Annotated in this window: 14 protein-coding genes and 2 pseudogenes; 5 read left to right on the forward strand and 11 right to left on the reverse strand. The window is 70.3% G+C overall.

Annotation, left to right across the window (positions count from 1 at the left end):
* Window positions 1-4 precede the first annotated feature (4 nt).
* From ACFY10_RS02330 to ACFY10_RS02340, 3 genes are all read right to left on the reverse strand, one after another.
* The gene (locus ACFY10_RS02330) at window positions 5-1,180 is read right to left on the reverse strand and encodes an ArsA family ATPase (protein ID WP_390663140.1); all 1,176 of its coding nucleotides are present in this window, start codon (window positions 1,178-1,180) and stop codon (window positions 5-7) included.
* A 104-nt stretch (window positions 1,181-1,284) separates the two neighbouring features.
* Window positions 1,285-1,728: an SRPBCC family protein gene (locus ACFY10_RS02335; RefSeq protein ID WP_390663141.1), complete on the reverse strand. Its 444-nt coding sequence runs from the start codon at window positions 1,726-1,728 to the stop codon at window positions 1,285-1,287.
* A 112-nt stretch (window positions 1,729-1,840) separates the two neighbouring features.
* Entirely contained in the window at window positions 1,841-2,596 is a 756-nt protein-coding gene (locus tag ACFY10_RS02340) for a metallophosphoesterase (RefSeq protein WP_390664113.1), read from the reverse strand.
* A gap of 337 nt (window positions 2,597-2,933) precedes the next feature.
* Between ACFY10_RS02340 and ACFY10_RS02345 the strand changes: the two genes are divergently transcribed.
* Window positions 2,934-4,730 carry an AMP-dependent synthetase/ligase gene (locus ACFY10_RS02345; protein WP_390663142.1) on the forward strand — a complete coding sequence of 599 codons (1,797 nt, stop codon included), beginning with the start codon at window positions 2,934-2,936 and terminating at the stop codon, window positions 4,728-4,730.
* A 19-nt stretch (window positions 4,731-4,749) separates the two neighbouring features.
* On the opposite strand, the gene ACFY10_RS02350 is transcribed toward ACFY10_RS02345, so the two are convergent.
* Window positions 4,750-6,336, reverse strand: coding sequence for a GMC oxidoreductase (locus ACFY10_RS02350; RefSeq protein ID WP_390664114.1), 1,587 nt, complete (start codon window positions 6,334-6,336; stop codon window positions 4,750-4,752).
* 222 nt (window positions 6,337-6,558) lie between these two features.
* Complete coding sequence (locus ACFY10_RS02355; protein WP_390663143.1) at window positions 6,559-7,701, reverse strand: glycosyltransferase family 4 protein; 1,143 nt, start codon at window positions 7,699-7,701, stop codon at window positions 6,559-6,561.
* Window positions 7,702-7,828: 127 nt separating this feature from the next.
* On the opposite strand from ACFY10_RS02355, the gene ACFY10_RS02360 reads away from it, so the two are divergent.
* Window positions 7,829-9,064: a glycosyltransferase 87 family protein gene (locus tag ACFY10_RS02360; protein WP_390663144.1), complete on the forward strand. Its 1,236-nt coding sequence runs from the start codon at window positions 7,829-7,831 to the stop codon at window positions 9,062-9,064.
* On the opposite strand, the pseudogene ACFY10_RS02365 reads toward ACFY10_RS02360, so the two are convergent.
* Window positions 9,025-9,437, reverse strand: a pseudogene (locus tag ACFY10_RS02365) (MATE family efflux transporter); the annotation flags it as partial. The gene ACFY10_RS02360 and the pseudogene ACFY10_RS02365 sit on opposite strands and share 40 nt — an antisense overlap.
* On the opposite strand from ACFY10_RS02365, the pseudogene ACFY10_RS02370 reads away from it, so the two are divergent.
* Window positions 9,437-9,698 (forward strand): annotated as a pseudogene (locus tag ACFY10_RS02370) (PadR family transcriptional regulator); the annotation flags it as partial. The pseudogenes ACFY10_RS02365 and ACFY10_RS02370 overlap by 1 nt on opposite strands.
* Here ACFY10_RS02370 and ACFY10_RS02375 read toward each other — a convergent pair.
* The 5 genes from ACFY10_RS02375 to ACFY10_RS02395 form a co-directional block, all read right to left on the reverse strand.
* A complete protein-coding gene (locus tag ACFY10_RS02375) occupies window positions 9,686-10,876 on the reverse strand; it encodes a hypothetical protein (RefSeq protein ID WP_390663145.1) in 1,191 nt (396 codons plus the stop codon). The pseudogene ACFY10_RS02370 and the gene ACFY10_RS02375 overlap by 13 nt on opposite strands.
* Before the next feature lie 31 nt (window positions 10,877-10,907).
* A complete protein-coding gene (locus ACFY10_RS02380; RefSeq protein WP_390663146.1) occupies window positions 10,908-11,927 on the reverse strand; it encodes an NlpC/P60 family protein in 1,020 nt (339 codons plus the stop codon).
* A gap of 240 nt (window positions 11,928-12,167) precedes the next feature.
* A complete protein-coding gene (locus tag ACFY10_RS02385; RefSeq protein WP_390663147.1) occupies window positions 12,168-13,202 on the reverse strand; it encodes an NlpC/P60 family protein in 1,035 nt (344 codons plus the stop codon).
* 235 nt (window positions 13,203-13,437) lie between these two features.
* Window positions 13,438-14,781, reverse strand: coding sequence for an NYN domain-containing protein (locus tag ACFY10_RS02390; protein ID WP_390663148.1), 1,344 nt, complete (start codon window positions 14,779-14,781; stop codon window positions 13,438-13,440).
* 34 nt (window positions 14,782-14,815) lie between these two features.
* Window positions 14,816-15,055: a hypothetical protein gene (locus tag ACFY10_RS02395; protein WP_009309707.1), complete on the reverse strand. Its 240-nt coding sequence runs from the start codon at window positions 15,053-15,055 to the stop codon at window positions 14,816-14,818.
* 165 nt (window positions 15,056-15,220) lie between these two features.
* Here ACFY10_RS02395 and ACFY10_RS02400 point away from each other — a divergent pair, with 165 nt between their 5' ends.
* Together ACFY10_RS02400 and ACFY10_RS02405 are read left to right on the forward strand one after the other, a co-directional pair.
* Window positions 15,221-15,955 carry a rhomboid family intramembrane serine protease gene (locus ACFY10_RS02400; RefSeq protein WP_390663149.1) on the forward strand — a complete coding sequence of 245 codons (735 nt, stop codon included), beginning with the start codon at window positions 15,221-15,223 and terminating at the stop codon, window positions 15,953-15,955.
* Entirely contained in the window at window positions 15,952-16,233 is a 282-nt protein-coding gene (locus ACFY10_RS02405; RefSeq protein WP_099928230.1) for an Lrp/AsnC family transcriptional regulator, read from the forward strand. The genes ACFY10_RS02400 and ACFY10_RS02405 overlap by 4 nt, the downstream gene beginning before the upstream one ends.
* Window positions 16,234-16,255: the final 22 nt, after the last annotated feature.

Genomic DNA, 16,255 nt, shown 5'->3' on the forward strand with positions numbered 1-16,255 from the left:
TGGTTCACGGCCTCTCCGGCCACAGATCCGGGTCGGGCACGAACCGGATGCGCAGCTCGCCCTCGCGCAGCGCGGCCCCGTCCACGGTGCAGCGGCGCAGGGCGGACGGAAGCGGGACGATACGGCGGAACTGGCCTGCCGCGACGACGAGTTCGTCGCCGCGCCGGATGAGGTCCAGGTCGTCGCGTATGGCGCCGGGCAGGGGGATGTGCCAGACGAGCACGCCGTCGTCGGCGAGCCGGTCGACGACGGGCCACTCGACGGTGGAGGTCGTGTCGTTGACGTCCAGGCCACCGGGGACGGCGAGCGCGGCGAGGTCGTCCGTGCCGCGCGGGTCGCGGCCGAGGTGGGAGACCGGCCGGATGCCGTACGACTCCTGCCACTCCTCCAGGACCTTGCGCTGCTGGGCGACGAGCCCGGAGAGCCAGCCGCCGGAGGCCTCGGGCAGCACCCGGTTGGCGACCAGGGCGTCGGGGCGCAGGCCGCGCAGGGCGAGGGCGAGCCCGGCGGAGCGTACGGCGTCGGCCCCGGCCGGCCCCGGTTCGGCGACCAGCCGTACGACGGTGTCCCGGTCGGCGAGGACCGCCTCGACGGCGCCGAGCTCGGTGTCCCAGCGGGCGGCCGTCTCGTACAGCCATTCCGAGGGCATGGGGACACCGGCCAGCCGCCCGAGAACGGGACGCAGGGCGCGGGCCGCCTGCCGCTCGGGCGGAAGCAGTCGGCGCAGATAGCGGCGCAGCTCTTCGGGCAGGGCGAGGAGGGCGAGCGCCTGCGAGGTCGGCGGGAGGTCGACGACCAGGAGGTCGTGGGCCTCCGCGAGGGCCGCGTCCCGGAGGGCACGCAGGAGAGTGAGCTCCTCGGCACCGGGGAGGGGGGTGACCTCCTCGGCGTCCAGTCGGGAGGCGCCGAGAAGATCGAGGACGTTGGCTGCGCGTTCCTGGAAGGCGCTGAGATCGTCCCGGAACCCGGCGGTCGCGTCTGGGCGCCAGGCGGTGAGGTTCGGGGCGACGCGGGTGGGCGCCGGGCCTGTCGTCGCGCCGAGGGCCGCACCCAGGGTGTCCGTGCGGTCGGCGCTGAGAACGAGAGTCCGAATGCCGTCGCGGGCGGCGGCCAGAGCGGTGGCAGCAGCAACTGTGGTACGGCCGCTGCCGCCAGGACCGGTGATCAGGATGGTGCGCATGAGGCTGAACGGTAACCGAGACCCCCTCAGGGGCGCGGGGAACTGCGCGACCAGCCACAACGAACCCGCACCCGGCGCCCCACAGGCACCCCCGCGGCGAAACCCTACTTCTCCCCCGACTCCACCCGCTTCTTCAGCCCCGCCAACGCCCGGTCGATAATGACCTTCTCGGCCTTCCGCTTGATCATCCCCAGCATCGGAATCTTGACGTCCACGGTCAGCTGGTAGGTGACCTCGGTAGCCCCCGCACCCGCCGCCTTCAAGATGTACGAGCCGTCGAGCGACCGCAGCATCTGCGACTTGACCAGGGTCCAGGAGACCTCGTTCTCGCCGGTCCAGGTGTACGCCAGCACCTGGTCGTCCTTGATCGCGCCCGCGTCCATGACGAGGCGGACCTGCTCGGCGCGGCCCTGGGTGTCCGTCTCGAGGACCTCCGCCTCCTTCACCTCGCCGGTCCAGTCCGGATAGCGGGCGAAGTCTGCGATCACCCCCATGACGTCGGCCGGTGCCGCCTCGATCGTGATGCTCGAGCTGGTGTGTTCCGCCATCGCTGTGGCTCCTCCAGATGCGGGCCGGTACTCAGGTCGTGGTGCGCACGTGTGTGCAGCGTGAAGGCTACCGCGCACGTGAGCGCCCGCCTTCACCCCCACCTGCGTTCATTCACCATTCAAGCGCCCAGGGCTTCCCGGTCCCCGCGAAGTGCCCTACGTTCACGCACTCCGTGACCCCGATCCGCATCCGCCGCACCAGCGGCTGGTGGACGTGGCCGAACAGCGCGTACCGGGGGCGGGTGCGGCGGATCGCGTCCAGCAGCGCACGGCTGCCCCGTTCGAAACGGCGGGCCACCGTGTCGTAGACCAGCTCGGGCACCTCCGGCGGGATGTGTGTGCACAGCACGTCCACCTCGCCCACGGCCTCGATCTTCGCCGCGTACTCCTCGTCGCTGATCTCGTACGGGGTGCGCATGGGGGATTTGAGGCCGCCGCCGACGAAGCCGAAGGTGCGGCCGCCGATCTCCACGCGCTCGCCGTCGAGCACGGTCGTCCCCGGACCGGCGTACTCCGGCCACAGTGGCGGCATGTCGACGTTGCCGTAGGTGGCGTACGTCGGTGTCGGGAACGCGGCGAACATCTCGGCGTACTGCTTGCGCACCGCCTGCTCGATCGCGGCGGCCCGGTCCGCGCCGATGCCGCCCCACAGCCGGGCCCCGAACTCCCGTGCCTCCTCGAAGCGGCGGGCGGTGCGCAGCTCGACGATGCGGTCGGCGTTCTCCTGGCCGAACAGGTCGGGGAAGATCCCGCGCGAGTGGTCGGCGTAGTCGAGAAAGAGGACCAGGTCGCCCAGGCAGATCAAGGCATCGGCACCCTCGCCGGCTCGGGCCAGGTCACGGGCGTTGCCGTGCACGTCGCTGACCACATGGACACGCGTCCTGCGGTTGCCGGGTGGTGTGGATGCCATGGCGATCAAGGGTAAGCGTGTGGGGTGTACGTGAACAGTGGCGGCCGGTCCTGCCGTTACTGGCCGGTCAGTTAGCGGGTGGACTACCGTACGCGTAGGAACACCAACCTGTGTGACGCAGCGAACATCTCGCCGGGACCCCCTGTCGAAGAAGCCATACCGGCGGGTAACGTCCGGGCAGTCCAGTCGTGCTCAGTATTTCAACCACTGAATCTCTGAGTACCTGCCCGAGCCTTGGACCCACCGTCGCATCACACAACGTCGTGGCGCCGGCGCCTTATTAGGAGCAGCAGTCTTGCGCGAGTTCAGCCTTCCGGCTTTGTACGAGGTCCCTGCGGACGGCAACCTCACCGACATCGTCCGTAGAAACGCCGCGCAGCATCCCGACGTGGCCGTGATCGCCCGCAAGGTGGGCGGCCAGTGGCAGGACGTGACGGCCACGACCTTCCTGGCCGAGGTGCACGCGGCCGCCAAGGGGCTCATCGCCTCCGGCGTCCAGCCCGGCGACCGGGTCGGCCTGATGTCCCGCACCCGTTACGAGTGGACGCTGCTGGACTTCGCGATCTGGAGCGCGGGCGCGGTCACCGTGCCGGTGTACGAGACCAGCTCGCCGGAGCAGGTGCAGTGGATCCTGTCCGACTCGGGCGCGACCGCCATGATCGTCGAGCTGGACAACCACACGGCCGCCGTCGAGTCGGTGCGCGAGTCGCTGCCCGCCCTCAAGCACGTGTGGCAGATCGAGGCCGGCGCGCTCGAGGAGCTGGGCAACCTCGGCAAGGACGTCACTGACGCGATGGTCGAGGACCGCAGCTCGCTGGCGCGGGCCGACGACCCGGCGACGATCGTCTACACCTCCGGCACCACAGGCCGCCCCAAGGGCTGTGTGCTCACCCACCGCAGCTTCTTCGCCGAGTGCGGCAACATCGTGGAGCGGCTGCGCCCGCTGTTCCGCACCGGCGACTGCTCCGTGCTGCTCTTCCTGCCGCTCGCGCACGTCTTCGGCCGGCTGGTGCAGATCGCGCCGATGATGGCGCCGATCAAGCTGGGCCTGGTCCCGGACATCAAGAACCTCACCGACGAACTGGCCTCCTTCCGGCCGACGTTGATCCTCGGTGTGCCGCGCGTCTTCGAGAAGGTGTACAACAGCGCACGCGCCAAGGCGCAGGCGGACGGCAAGGGCAAGATCTTCGACAAGGCGGCGGACACGGCGATCGCGTACAGCCGCGCGCTGGACACCCCGGCGGGCCCGTCGCTCGGTCTGAAGATCAAGTACAAGACGTTCGACAAGCTCGTCTACAGCAAGCTGCGCGCGGTGCTCGGCGGCCGCGGCGAGTACGCCATCTCCGGCGGCGCCCCGCTGGGCGAGCGCCTGGGCCACTTCTTCCGCGGCATCGGCTTCTCGGTCCTGGAGGGCTACGGCCTGACCGAGTCCTGTGCCGCCACCGCCTTCAACCCCTGGGACCGCCAGAAGATCGGTACGGTCGGGCAGCCGCTGCCCGGTTCGGTGATCCGTATCGCGGACGACGGCGAGGTGCTGCTGCACGGCGAGCACCTGTTCAAGGGGTACTGGAACAACGAGGCGGCGACCGCGGAGGCGCTGGCCGACGGCTGGTTCCACACCGGTGACATCGGCACCCTCGACGAGGACGGCTACCTCAGGATCACCGGCCGCAAGAAGGAGATCATCGTCACCGCGGGCGGCAAGAACGTCGCCCCGGCCGTGATCGAGGACCGCATCCGGGCGCATGCGCTGGTGGCCGAGTGCATGGTGGTGGGCGACGGGCGGCCGTTCGTGGGCGCGCTGGTCACCATCGACGAGGAGTTCCTGGGCCGCTGGGCCGACGAGCACGGCAAGCCGGCGGGCTCCACCGCGGCGTCGCTGCGCGAGGACGCGGACCTGCAGGCCGCGATCCAGTCGGCAATCGACGACGGCAACGCCGCGGTGTCGAAGGCGGAATCGGTGCGGAAGTTCCGCATTCTGTCCTCCCAGTTCACGGAGGAGTCGGGCCACCTCACGCCGTCCCTGAAGCTCAAGCGCAATGTGGTGGCGAAGGACTACGCGGCCGAGATCGAGGCCATCTACGCGAAGTAGCGGGCCCCTTGACGGATCGTCATGGCGCGGTGTCCTCGGCGAGGACCCGCGCCATCGTCCGTTCGGCGAGCGCGGTGATCGTCACGAACGGGTTCACGCCGATCGACCCGGGCACGAGCGAGCCATCGGTGACGTACAGCTTCGAATACCCCTTCACCCGGCCGTAGTTGTCGGTCGCCCTGCCGAGCACGCAGCCGCCCAGCGGGTGGTAGCAGAAGTCGTCGGCGAAGATCTTGCTCGACGAGCCGAACAGGTCGTAGCGGTAGATCGTGGCGTTGGCCGAGTTGATCCGGTCGAACAGCTTCTTGGCCATGGCGACGGAGACTGCGCTCTGGGCGGCGCTCCAGCCGAGCTTGACCCCGTCGCTCGCCGAGTCGTAGCTGAACCTCGCCCGCTCGGGGTTCTTGGTGATCGCCAGGTACAGGCTGACCCAGGTCTCGAACCCGATGGGCAGCGGGGCGATCTCCGCGAAGACCGGGTTGTCGGTGTTGGCCCAGTCGTCGATGCCCATGACCGGCATGGTCGACTGGTTGGCACCGGTGGTGTCCCAGATGTGGTTGGCGCGTCCGAGCATGGTGTTGCCGTTGGTCCCCCAGCCGGCGCCGACGCTGGCGTCCAGCGCGGGCAGGGTGCCCGTCTCCCTTGCCCGGACGAGGAGTTCGGTGGTGCCGAGGCTGCCGCCGCCGAGGAAGAGGTACGTGCAGCTGTACTGCTTGGTCTCGACGACCGCGCCGGTGTTGTCGATCCGGTCGGCGGTCAGGGTCCAGCTCCCGTCGCTCGCCCGACTGACGGCCTTGACCCGCTCCAGGGTGTGGATGGTGACGTTCCCGGTGCCGAGCGCGGAGGCCAGGTACGTCTTGTCGAGGCTCCGCTTGCCGTAGTTGTTGCCGTAGATGACCTCCTGCGCGAGCGCGGACTTGGTCGCCGTACCGGCCGCCTCGCGCTGCATGTAGTCGAAGTCGTAGACGTTGGGCACGAAGGTGGTCTTCAGGCCGGTGTTGGCCGCGGCCTTACGGGAGGTCCGGGTGAACTGGTACCACTCGGTCGACTCGAACCACGTGGGGTCGACGGTGTTGACGCCCAGCATGGAACGGGCGCGCGGGAAGTACGTGTTGTACATCTCGGCCGCGTCCACGGTGGGGAACTGCTCGGCGAAGTACGACTGGAGCGGGGTGACCGCCATGCCGCCGTTGACCAGCGAGCCGCCGCCGACTCCGCGCCCGACGTACACGGACATGTTGTCGAAGTGCACGCGGTCCAGGGCGCCGGGATACGGGGTGATGTTCTTGTTGACGACGTCCAGCCACAGGAACGTGGCCAGGGGCGCCTCGGTGCGGCTGCGGAACCACATGGAGCGCTGGTCCGGGTTGGCGGTGTTGCAGAAGACCTTGCCGTCGGAGCCGGGGGCGTTCCAGAGGCGGCCCATCTCGAGGACGACGGTGCGGATGCCGGCCTGGCCGAGGCGGAGGGCGGCGACGGCGCCGCCGTAGCCGGAACCGACCACGATGGCGGGGGAGGATTCGACTGCGTCGGGCTCGGCCGCGTGGGCGGACTGGAGGCCGATACGGGTCAGGCCGGCCGCGGCCGCCGTCTGCAGGGCAACCATGCCCAGGATTTGACGTCTCGTCAGCTGACGCTGCATCAGGTTTGCTGTCATGCGCGCAGCATGTGCGGATTATTCGGTTCCGCCAATAGGATCCGCCGGTTTTGGGGCGCCTACCGGGGTGCCTCGTGCTCAGTCTGGCGACTGCGGGCCGTATGTGGTTGATCGCGCCCACGCGGCGGAGCCGCATATCGATACAGCCCCGCGCCCCTTTGGGGCGCGGTCCTACAGGAGCTCCTTCAGTCGCTCCGCCAACAGATCCCACCGCCATCTTTCCTCGACCCACTCCCGGCCCCGCTCCCCCATCCTGCGCCGCAGTTCCGCGTCCCCGAGAAGCACCACGATCCGGTCGGCTGCCTCCTCGGCGGAGCCGCCCCGCACCACCCACCCGGTCTCCCCATCCAGTACGGCGTCGGGGGCGCCGCCCGAGTCGCCCGCCACGACCGGCAGGCCGGTGGCGGAGGCCTCCAGGTAGACGATGCCGAGGCCCTCCACGTCGAGGCCGCCCCGCCGCGTCCGGCACGGCATCGCGAAGACGTCCCCGGCGCCGTAGTGGGCGGGCAGCTCGGACCAGGGCACGGCGCCCGTGAAGTGCACGGAGTCGGCGACCCCGGTGTCCTGCGCCAGCTTGCGCAGGTCCATCTCGTACGGGCCGCCGCCGACGATCAGCAGCACCGCGTCCGGCTCGGCGGCCAGGATGCGGGGCATGGCAAGGATGAGGGTGTCCTGGCCCTTGCGCGGCACCAGCCGGGACACGCACACGACCACCGGCCGGTCCGTCAGGCCGAGCCGCGCCCGGACCGCGTCGCCGCCCGACTCCGGATGGAAGGTCTTCTCGTCGACGCCCGGCGGCAGCTGCACCATCCGACCGGCCGCCTCCGGTGTCAGCGCGGCGGCGATCCGCGAGCGCGTGTACTCCCCGAGGTAGGTGATCGTGTCCGTCGACTCCCCGATCCGGCGCAGCAGCTGCCGCGCGGCGGGCAGCTGGGCCCACCCGGCCTCGTGCCCGTGGGTCGTGGCCACCAGCCGCTGGGCACCGGCTTTCCTGAGTGCCGGGGCCATCAGACCGAGCGGCGCCGCCGCCCCGAACCATACCGACGTACACCCGTGCTCACGCAGCAGCCCGACCGCCCGCCGGGTCGCGCCCGGCGTGGGCAGCAGCATCGTCGTGGCGTCGCGTACGACGGTGAAGGGCTGCTCGGCGTCGAAGGCGGCCGTAGCCTCGATCCCCTCCTTGCTGCGCTTCCAGGTGGACGCGTAGACGACGAGACGCTCGGGGTCGAGGCGCAGTGCCATGTTGTGCAGGAACGCCTGGATACCGCCCGGGCGGGGCGGGAAGTCGTTCGTCACGATCAGGGTCTTGTGCATCGCCGCCGACCTTATCCAACGGGCCCGCACAGCTCGGCACGGCCACGTTTATGGCAAGCACACAGCTGCGCAGGACATCATGTTCCCCTCAAGACCGGAACGGGAAGCGGACTGAAACGGGGCTCCGGTGGACATTGCGGGCGGAAGGCGCTCCCTCGCGGGACTGCTGGTGACCTGGGGCCTGACCAGGCTCGTGCTGCTGCTGTTCGTCCTCAAGGTGTTCGTCTTCCCCGGCCCGGACGTCACGACCGACGTGTCCGTGATCTACCAGGGCTGGTACGAGACCCTGCGCCACGGCACCTTCCCGCTGGACGACGTCACCTGGCAGTACCCGCCGGCCGCCGCGCTCCCGATACTCTCCCCCGCGCTGCTGGGCTTCCTCGACTATGCGACCGCCTTCTTCGTCCTCGCGTTCCTGGCGGACCTGGTCGTCCTGACGCTGCTCCTGTACGCGGGACTGCGCCCCGGCAAGACCGTGCGCGGCGCCTGGGTGTGGGTGCTGGGCGTACCGCTGCTCGGGCCGACCGTGTACGCGCGCTACGACGTGATGGTCACCGCGGTGGCCGTGGCCGGGCTGCTCGCCGGCGCCCGGCATCCGCGCGTGATGGGGATGCTCGTGGGCTTCGGGGCGATGCTGAAGGTATGGCCGGCGCTGCTGCTGCTCGGCGCCCGCAAGCGCGGCACCTGGGCGTGGGCGGTGGCGACCGTGGCCGCGCTGGCGGCGCTGTTCTCGGTGACCATGCCCGGCGCGTTCGCCTTTCTGACCTTCCAGCGCAACCGCGGCACCGAGGTGGAGTCGCTGGGCTCCCTCGTCTTCCACATCGCCCGGCAGTTCGGCTGGAACGGCCAGGTGCTGCTCAACTACGGCTCGATCGAGTTCCTCGGCCCGTATGTCGGCCTGGTCAGCTCTGTCGCCCTGTTCCTGACGGGCGTCGCGTTCGGCTGGCTGCTGCTGTGGCGGCTGATGGCGACGCGGTTCCTGCCGAACACGCTCGCCGACGCGGCCTTCGTGGCGGTGCTGATGTTCACGGTCACCAGCCGGGTGATCAGCCCGCAGTACATGGTGTGGCTGGTCGGTCTGGCGGCCGTCTGCCTGTGCTTCCGGAGCAGCCGGATGAAGGTGCCCGTGGCTCTGGTCCTCGCGGCCGCCTTCGTGACGGTGCTGGAGTTCCCCCTCTGGTTCCAGCACGTCGTCATGAGCGACACCCTCGGCGTCAGCCTCCTCGTCGTCCGCAACGGCCTGCTGGTCATCGCCGCCCTGCTCGGGGCCGTGGAACTGTGGCAGTCGACGGTCTCCCGCGAGCCCGTACCGCCCCTCCCCACTCAGGCGACCCGCACCAGGGAGACCTCGACCTCTCCCTGACGCCGGGCCCGCCGGAACAACACCGCCACCGCCACACACTGCACCGCCATGGCGAGCGCCGGCGCCAGGCACACCCATGGCAGGCCGAGCCCCGACAGGCCGTACGCCGGCGGGAGTTGGACCACGGTGCCGAGCAGCGTCACCCGCAGCAGCACCGGCGCTCCCTCGCTCCCTCGAAGACCCCGCCGAGCGCGATGAAGCAGGCCATCAGGAGCAGGTAGGGCCCGATGCAGCGCGGGAACAGAACACCGGCGTGGGCGACGCCGGGTCCCGCGCCGAAGGCGGCCATGATCCAGTGGGCGGTGACGAACAGGGCCGCGGCCGCCCCGAGCCCGACCGTGCCGGACACGAGCATCGCCTGCCGCCCGATGGACGGACCAGGTCCGCTTCAACACGGTCCTGGCCTTCCTGCGGTACCTGCCGGACCCCCGTGAACAGTCCGCGGTACTCCGCCGCCGCCTGGAGTTCCTCGAGACGCCCTCGAGCTTCTTCTACGACGCCTGAAAACCCGTGCGCGCGGAGGAGGCGGACGACCTGTTTCCGGCAGGGCATGCTGCGGGTCGCGCGGGCCACGGGCGAGGCCGAGCGTGCCTGGCTCAGGGAGGCCGTCGCCCGGCTGGATCAGCCGAGTTGAGCCCGGAGATAGTCCCGCCACTGCCCGGTGAACTTCTCCGGCGTCGTCCCGAGCACCTTCTTCATCGCTCCCTCGACCGAGCCCGCCCGCTGCTGATGGTCGCCGACCGCCCGGTAGAACTGCCCGAGCCGCTCCAGCCCCCACTGCTGCGCGATCAGCCGGCAGGCCATCCAGCCGCCCTCGTAGGCCTGCGCCAGCTTCGTCGCGGCGCCGCTGAAGCCGAAGTCCTTGTCGCTGGGCAGGTGTTCCGGCGCCCGCCCCTCGGTGACCGCGCGTGCCAGCTCGGGCGCGGCCTCGGCCGGGGTGCGGCCGGTGCCGAGGTAGCCGATCCAGTCGGCGTACCCCTCGGACAGCCACAGCGGGGTGGCGGCGTTGGTGTGGGCCCGGGTCGCGACATGGGTGGTCTCGTGGGTGAGCACGACCTGCTTGCCCAGCGGGCCGAGGAGGGCGTACGCGTCCGGGTTGACGATGATGCGGTCCGCGGGCGCGGTCGGCGGGCCGCCCACCTCGCCCGTGGTGACCGCCGCGATCCCGCGGTACTGGGAGGCGGGCGAGCCGAGCAGCCCCGCCATGCCCTCCACCGATCCCGGTACGAGCACCACCACATGCCCGCTCCAGTGGGTGCCCCAGGCCCCGGACACGGCCGGCACCGCACGGTCCGCGAGGTCCGCGTACGAGTGCAGCGCCTCGCTGGACTGTCCGGTGCCGAGCACGATGCTGTGGCTGCCGCGTACGACGGTCACCTCGCCCTGGTCCCACAGCTGCTGGGCGGACTTCTTGGCGGGCGTGTCCGCGTCCACGTGCCACTGCCCGTCGGTCTCCCGGGAGAGGGTCAGGGTGCGGCCGACGGTGACGGGTGCGTTGTCGTATCCCTCGATGCGGTAGCGCAGTTCGGCGTCGGCGGTGGCCTCGTCGCCGGTGCGGTGCAGGGCGGTGACGCGGTACGCCCAGGCCGCCAGCGGCACCCCGCGCAGGTTCTCGAACCAGCTCAGCGCGCCCGTCTTCAGGAAGGCCGCCCGGTCGCGGTCGAGGACGGCGGTGGACCGCCGGTCGAGGACCCGCTGCAGATCGACCTTGGCGCTGCCGCCGGCGGACTGCCCGCCGCACGCCACCAGAGAGACGAGCAGCAGCACCAGCGCCACCACGGAGAATCTCGACGCCCGCCCACGACCAGCCACTTTCCGATCGTAAGGCCGACAGGGCGGTTGGTCAGACCCTCGTGACGGAGGACACCGGCAGCATGTCCACCGGGTCGTAGCGCACGGGCGCGCCGGGGTAGGGGGCGTGGATCACCTGGCCGTTGCCCATGTACATCCCGACATGGCTGGCGTCGGACCGGTAGATGACCAGGTCGCCGGGGCGCGCCTCGGAGAGCGGGATCTGCCGGCCGGCGTACGCCTGCTCCTGCGAGGTGCGCGGCAGCTGGACTCCGGCCTGCGCGTACGACCACTGCATCAGGCCCGAACAGTCGAAGCCGTAGGGGCCGGTGGCGCCCCAGACGTACGGCATGCCGAGCGCGGAGCGGGCGGCGGCCATCGCGGCGGCCGCGCGGGCCGAGGCCGGGAGGGCGCTGCCGAAGTCGGGGAAGAGGTCGCCGCGGTCGTCCCGGGAGGCGCGGTCGTAGGCGGCACGCTCCTCGTACGGCAGGGAGTTGAGCAGCCGGCGCGCCTCGGCGAGCTTCCGCTCGACGATCTTCTTGTGGACGGCGACGGACTTGCGGCTCTTCTCCAGCTCGGCGAGCTTGCCGACCGCCTCGGCGCGCTCCTGGGCGACGTTGCGCATCGCGGACTGGAGGTCCTTGAGTTCGCCGGTCTGCTCGGCGGTGATCCGGTCGAGCACGGAGGCCTTGTCGAGGTAGTCGGCGGGATTGTCGGAGAAGAGCAGGGCGAGGGTCGGATCCAGGCCACCGGAGCGGTACTGGGCGCCGGCCAGCGAACCGAGCGACTCCCGCATGCTGTTGATGCGGTCCTGCTGCCGGGCGATCAGGTCCTGCGCGTCGCTCACCTGCCGGCGCAGTGTGTCGGCGTGCTCGTCGGCCTTGTTGTAGGCCTCGGTCTCCTTCTCGGCCTCCGTGTAGAGGCGGTCCACCTCGGCCCGGGTGTGGTCGTGCGGAGCGGCGTCGGCCGGGACGGCGCCGAGGGCGGAGGCCGCGGCGGACAGCACACAAAGGGCGGTGCCGGCGCCCCGGTTGAACCCGGACGTCGGTACAAGGCGGCGATGAGACCCCACGGGAAGCCGCACTCCTTCCGCTGGCGACAAGGACTGCCTCCCCGCCGCAGCAGGGAAACGCGGCAGACAGTAGCCCCGCGGTGGGGCAGCGGCCAAAGACCTCCGTGGCAACGCAACGTGACGCCCCGCCTCTGACGCAGGTCATCGGCGGGGCGTGGGGTCAGTGCGGGTTCAGGTAATTCGCCCGTTCGGGCGGCACGGTGTCCTGATCTTGAAACGGAATCCCCGGGGGGGCGCGTGTCAGATCCGGACGCCGAACTGGAACGGCATGTCGCTGATCGCCTCGTAGCGCACGACGGTGCCGGTGCGCGGGGCGTGGATCACCTGGCCGTTGCCCGCGTAGAGGCCGACGTGGTGCAGGTCGCCGTAGAAGATGACGAGGTCGCCGACCCTGAGCTGGCTCTCGGAGTAGATCCGCGTACCGAAGTTGGCCTGCGCCTGCGAGGTGCGCGGTATCGAGACGCCGGCCTGGGCGTAGGCCCAGGAGGTCAGGCCCGAGCAGTCGTAGGAGGCGGTGCCGGTGGCGCCGTAGACGTACGGCTTGCCGAGCTGGGTCTGGGCGGCCTGGAAGGCGGCGGCGGCCCGGCCGTTGGCGGCGGTCGAGTTGCCGAGGTCCACGCGGCTGGCGGAGGAGCGGCTGGCACGGGCGTCGGCGGCGGCGAGCGCCGCGCGCTCCGCGGCCGTCAGCGAGTTGAGCAGCTTCTGCGCCTCGGCGAGCTTGCCCTGGATGTCCTGCTTCTTCTTGCCCAGTTCGGTGCGGGTGGAAGCGAGGTCCTTGAGCTTGTCGGAGGCCTCGGCGCGCTCCTGGGCGAGTTCGCGCTGCTTCTCCTGGATCTTCTTCAGCGCCTCGACCTGCTGGGCGCTGAGCTGGTCGGCGGTGGACGCCTTGTCCAGGTAGTCGTCGGGGTTCGACGACAGGAAGAGCTGGAGGGAGGAGTCGATGCTGCCGGTGCGGTACTGCGCGGCGGCCGCCAGGCCCATGGAGTCACGCAGCCCGTTGAGCTCCTCCTGGCCGCGGGCGACGTTGTCCTGGATGGTGGAGATCTCCTTCTGGAGCTTCTCCTGCTTCTCCTTGGCGCCGTTGTACTTCTCGGTGGCCTGCTCGGCCGCCTCGTACAGCTTGTCGACCTTCGCCTTGACCTCGTCCTTGGACGGCTTCTCGCTCGGCGCGGCGTTCGCGGCCTGGGCGCTGATGGCAACGGCGGCAGCAGCGGCGGTGGTGAGTACGGTCACTCGAGCCCGGCTCGGCTGCTTCGGTCGACGGTGGGACGCCACGGACGCGGGCTCCTTCATGTGAGTGATCACCCGTTCGGAGGTTCGAGGCCAGACCCTAGTGACCTTCCTGTGATCAGATCAAATCCTCGCGTGAAAAATCTTAGTGACGCAATGCATTCTTTGCACATAACCCACGTGCGGTGACGCCAGGTTGACGCTACGTTGCGTGACGATTCCGCCAATTCGGGCATTGAACCTGGAAGGTTGACCTTCGGGACAGCAGCCCGGAAACGGCTCAGGACAGGCGCTTCAGGAGCATCGCCGAAGCGACCGGGCGCGCGCCCGCGCGCGCCACTCCGTCGGCCACCTCGCGGTCCGTGGAGGCGACGATGACCGGCCTCCCGGGCGGCTCCGCCCGCACCAGCTGGCGGATCAACTCGTCCGCGGTGACGCCCGGTTTGGAGAACAGCACCCGCACTCCGCGCGGCGGCGCGAGCAGCACCGGGGCGGCCAGCTCGGCCCCGTCGAAGACGCAGGTGACCTCGGCGCCGGTCTGTGCGGCGAGTTGCGAGAGCTGACCGAGGAGCCTCAACCGCTGCTTCTCCAGAGGCATTTGGGGATAACCCGTTTTGGTGACGTTGTAACCGTCGACGACCAGATGCGCCTGCGGCAGCTCCAGCAGCTGGTCCAGGATCGCGGGGTCGTGTTCGGACAAGGCGCGCGCGGCGATGTCCTTCGGGGTCATTCGTCCCGGTTCGACCGCATCGACGGTCTCCGCCGGCCGTACGGACACGGGCGGTAGCGCCAGCTCCCGGCGCAGCCCCTGGGCCGCGTCCAGGACGGTGTCCAGAAGCAGGCGCACGCGCATGTCCTCGACACTGCGCCCCTCGCGCGCTGCTTTGCGCGTGGCCTCCAGGGCGGCCTCCGCCTCGCCGAGCCGCGACTTCAGACGCCGGGACTCGCTCTCGGCGGCGGACACCTGTGTCTGCGCCTCGGCGCGTACGGCCTCGATCTCGCCCTGGATCTTGCGCAGGGCGGCCTCGCCCCGCTTCACGTCACTGAGGGCCGCACGCAGCTTGCGGTGCAGCGAGTCGGCCTCCTTCTTGGCGGCGTCCAGCTCGCCGCGCAGCCGCTCGGTGTCGGCCCGGGTCTGCTCACGGGCCCGGTCGAGTTCCTCGCGCAGCCGCTCCAGCTCGGCCCGGCTCTCCTCGTCGGCGCGCTCGGCGTCGGCCCGCTGGGCCTCCTCGCCGGCCGCGGTCACGAGCTTCACCCAGCCCGTGGGCCGCAGAACATAGGCCGCGGCCGCCACGTCGAGCGGATCCGCGGCCGGGGTCGGCGAGCCGGAGTCGAGAGCGCCGGCGAGTTCCGGCTGGGCCTCTCTCAGTTTCTCCCCGATGCGCTGCCGGAACAGCGGATCGGTCTCCAGTGCGGCCGCCATCGCGTTGCCGGCGAACTTGGCCCGCCGGTTCGGTGCGAAACGGGCGTACTGCTTGAGCTGTGAGGGCAGTTCGGCGACGGTCAGCCTGCCGAAGCCGTCCGAGACGATCTGGACGACCCTGCGGCGCACTCCGTCGGGCAGCGGACGGTCAAGCACCTCGGCGGTGCCGTCGCCCGGCCCCCCGCCTGTGGTCTCCACCATCCGTCACACCCCATTACCTGTGGGGCCGCTCCGCTCAGGAGTCGGCGCCCGGCCTGTCCACGAGTTCCACCTGATCCACCGCGTTGCACCACCGGCAGCGCACCGACTCGATGGTCTCACTGACCACCTCGCGCTCCTCGACCTTGGGCTCACCGGCCAGATCGAGGTGGACGTACTCGACGACCTTCGACGAGCGGGTCACGTCGAAACGCGTGAGGTTGCCGCAGAGGGTGCAGCGCCACCGCGTCGTGGCGGTCGGCAGGGGAACCGTCATCGTGCCTGTGCTCTTTCCTTCTAGGCCTTCTATTGTCAGTGACGCCCCAGCTTCCCGGGCCGTGTGGCTCGTAACCCTACGGCCTGGTGCGGACTCGCCGCCCGCCCGTCCACGGCGGCGAGGCGGTCTGTGCGACTGCGTCCCGTTACGTCATGCTCTGTGTTCATGATCGGCAAGTGGAGCGCGACCGTCGGCAGAGCGATCCGGCGCCCTTCGGCGCCCATGACATACACGCTGATCACCCTGTGCTGCCTGCTCTTCGTGACCGGCCCGGCGGCGGGTCTCAATCCGGTCCACGGCTCCGGCGACACGCTGCTCGCCGCCCAGCGCGCCTATTTCCACCGCTGGGGCGTGGTCCCGGCCGAGCTGTTCCAGGGCTCCCCCAGGGCCGCCCTGACCCCCGCCACGGCCCTGTTCGTCCATGGCAGCTGGGTGCACCTGCTCGGCAACATGCTCTTCCTCTACGTCTTCGGGGTGATGACCGAGGAACGGATGGGCCGCGTCCAGTTCACGCTCTTCTACGTCGGCTGCGGCTACCTCGCGCTGCTGGGGTACGCGGCGGCCAATTCGACGTCCCAGCAGTCCCTGGTCGGCGCCTCCGGGGCGATCTCGGCGGTACTGGGCGCTTTCCTGTACCTGTTCCCCGGGGCCAGGGTGACCAGCCTTCTGCCGTTCCTGTTCTTCCTCCCCCTGCGCTTCCCCGCATGGATCGTGCTGCCCTTCTGGGCGGCCCTGCAGTGGCTGGCGGCCGGGCATGCGGCGACGGGACCGGGGGTGGCCTATCTGGCCCACCTGGTGGGCTTCGGCCTGGGCTTCGTCTACGCCTGGGTCCGATTCGGCCGTACGACTAGAGTGAGATCCGCCCCAGCTCCGGCCCCCGAGGGAGAGAACCAGCCGTGATCACCGCGATCGTCCTCATCAAGACCAGCGTGGACCGGATCCCCGAGATCGCGGAGCGGATCGCTTCGCTGGAGAGCGTGAGTGAAGTCTTTTCCGTCACCGGTACGTATGACCTGATCGCCATGGTGCGGGTGAAGCAGCACGAGGATCTTGCTGACGTGATTCCCGGCAGTATCAGCAAGATCCCCGGGGTCGAGGCGACGGACACGCATGTCGCTTTCCGGACGTACTCGCAGCATGACCTCGAGGCTGCGTTTGCCATTGGGCTGGATTCGTGATCGGCGCCTAGGCGTTTGCGGG

Source organism: Streptomyces sp. NPDC001401 (assembly GCF_042895385.1).
Lineage (GTDB): Bacteria > Actinomycetota > Actinomycetes > Streptomycetales > Streptomycetaceae > Streptomyces.

What these genes read in the sequence shown, in the direction of transcription:
- ACFY10_RS02400 (WP_390663149.1), top strand. Translation starts at nt 15,221, where the DNA reads ATGATCGGCAAGTGGAGCGCGACCGTCGGCAGAGCGATCCGGCGCCCT.
- ACFY10_RS02395 (WP_009309707.1), bottom strand. Translation starts at nt 15,055, where the DNA reads ATGACGGTTCCCCTGCCGACCGCCACGACGCGGTGGCGCTGCACCCTC.
- ACFY10_RS02350 (WP_390664114.1), bottom strand. Translation starts at nt 6,336, where the DNA reads ATGGTTGCCCTGCAGACGGCGGCCGCGGCCGGCCTGACCCGTATCGGC.
- ACFY10_RS02390 (WP_390663148.1), bottom strand. Translation starts at nt 14,781, where the DNA reads ATGGTGGAGACCACAGGCGGGGGGCCGGGCGACGGCACCGCCGAGGTG.
- ACFY10_RS02335 (WP_390663141.1), bottom strand. Translation starts at nt 1,728, where the DNA reads ATGGCGGAACACACCAGCTCGAGCATCACGATCGAGGCGGCACCGGCC.
- ACFY10_RS02355 (WP_390663143.1), bottom strand. Translation starts at nt 7,701, where the DNA reads ATGCACAAGACCCTGATCGTGACGAACGACTTCCCGCCCCGCCCGGGC.
- ACFY10_RS02330 (WP_390663140.1), bottom strand. Translation starts at nt 1,180, where the DNA reads ATGCGCACCATCCTGATCACCGGTCCTGGCGGCAGCGGCCGTACCACA.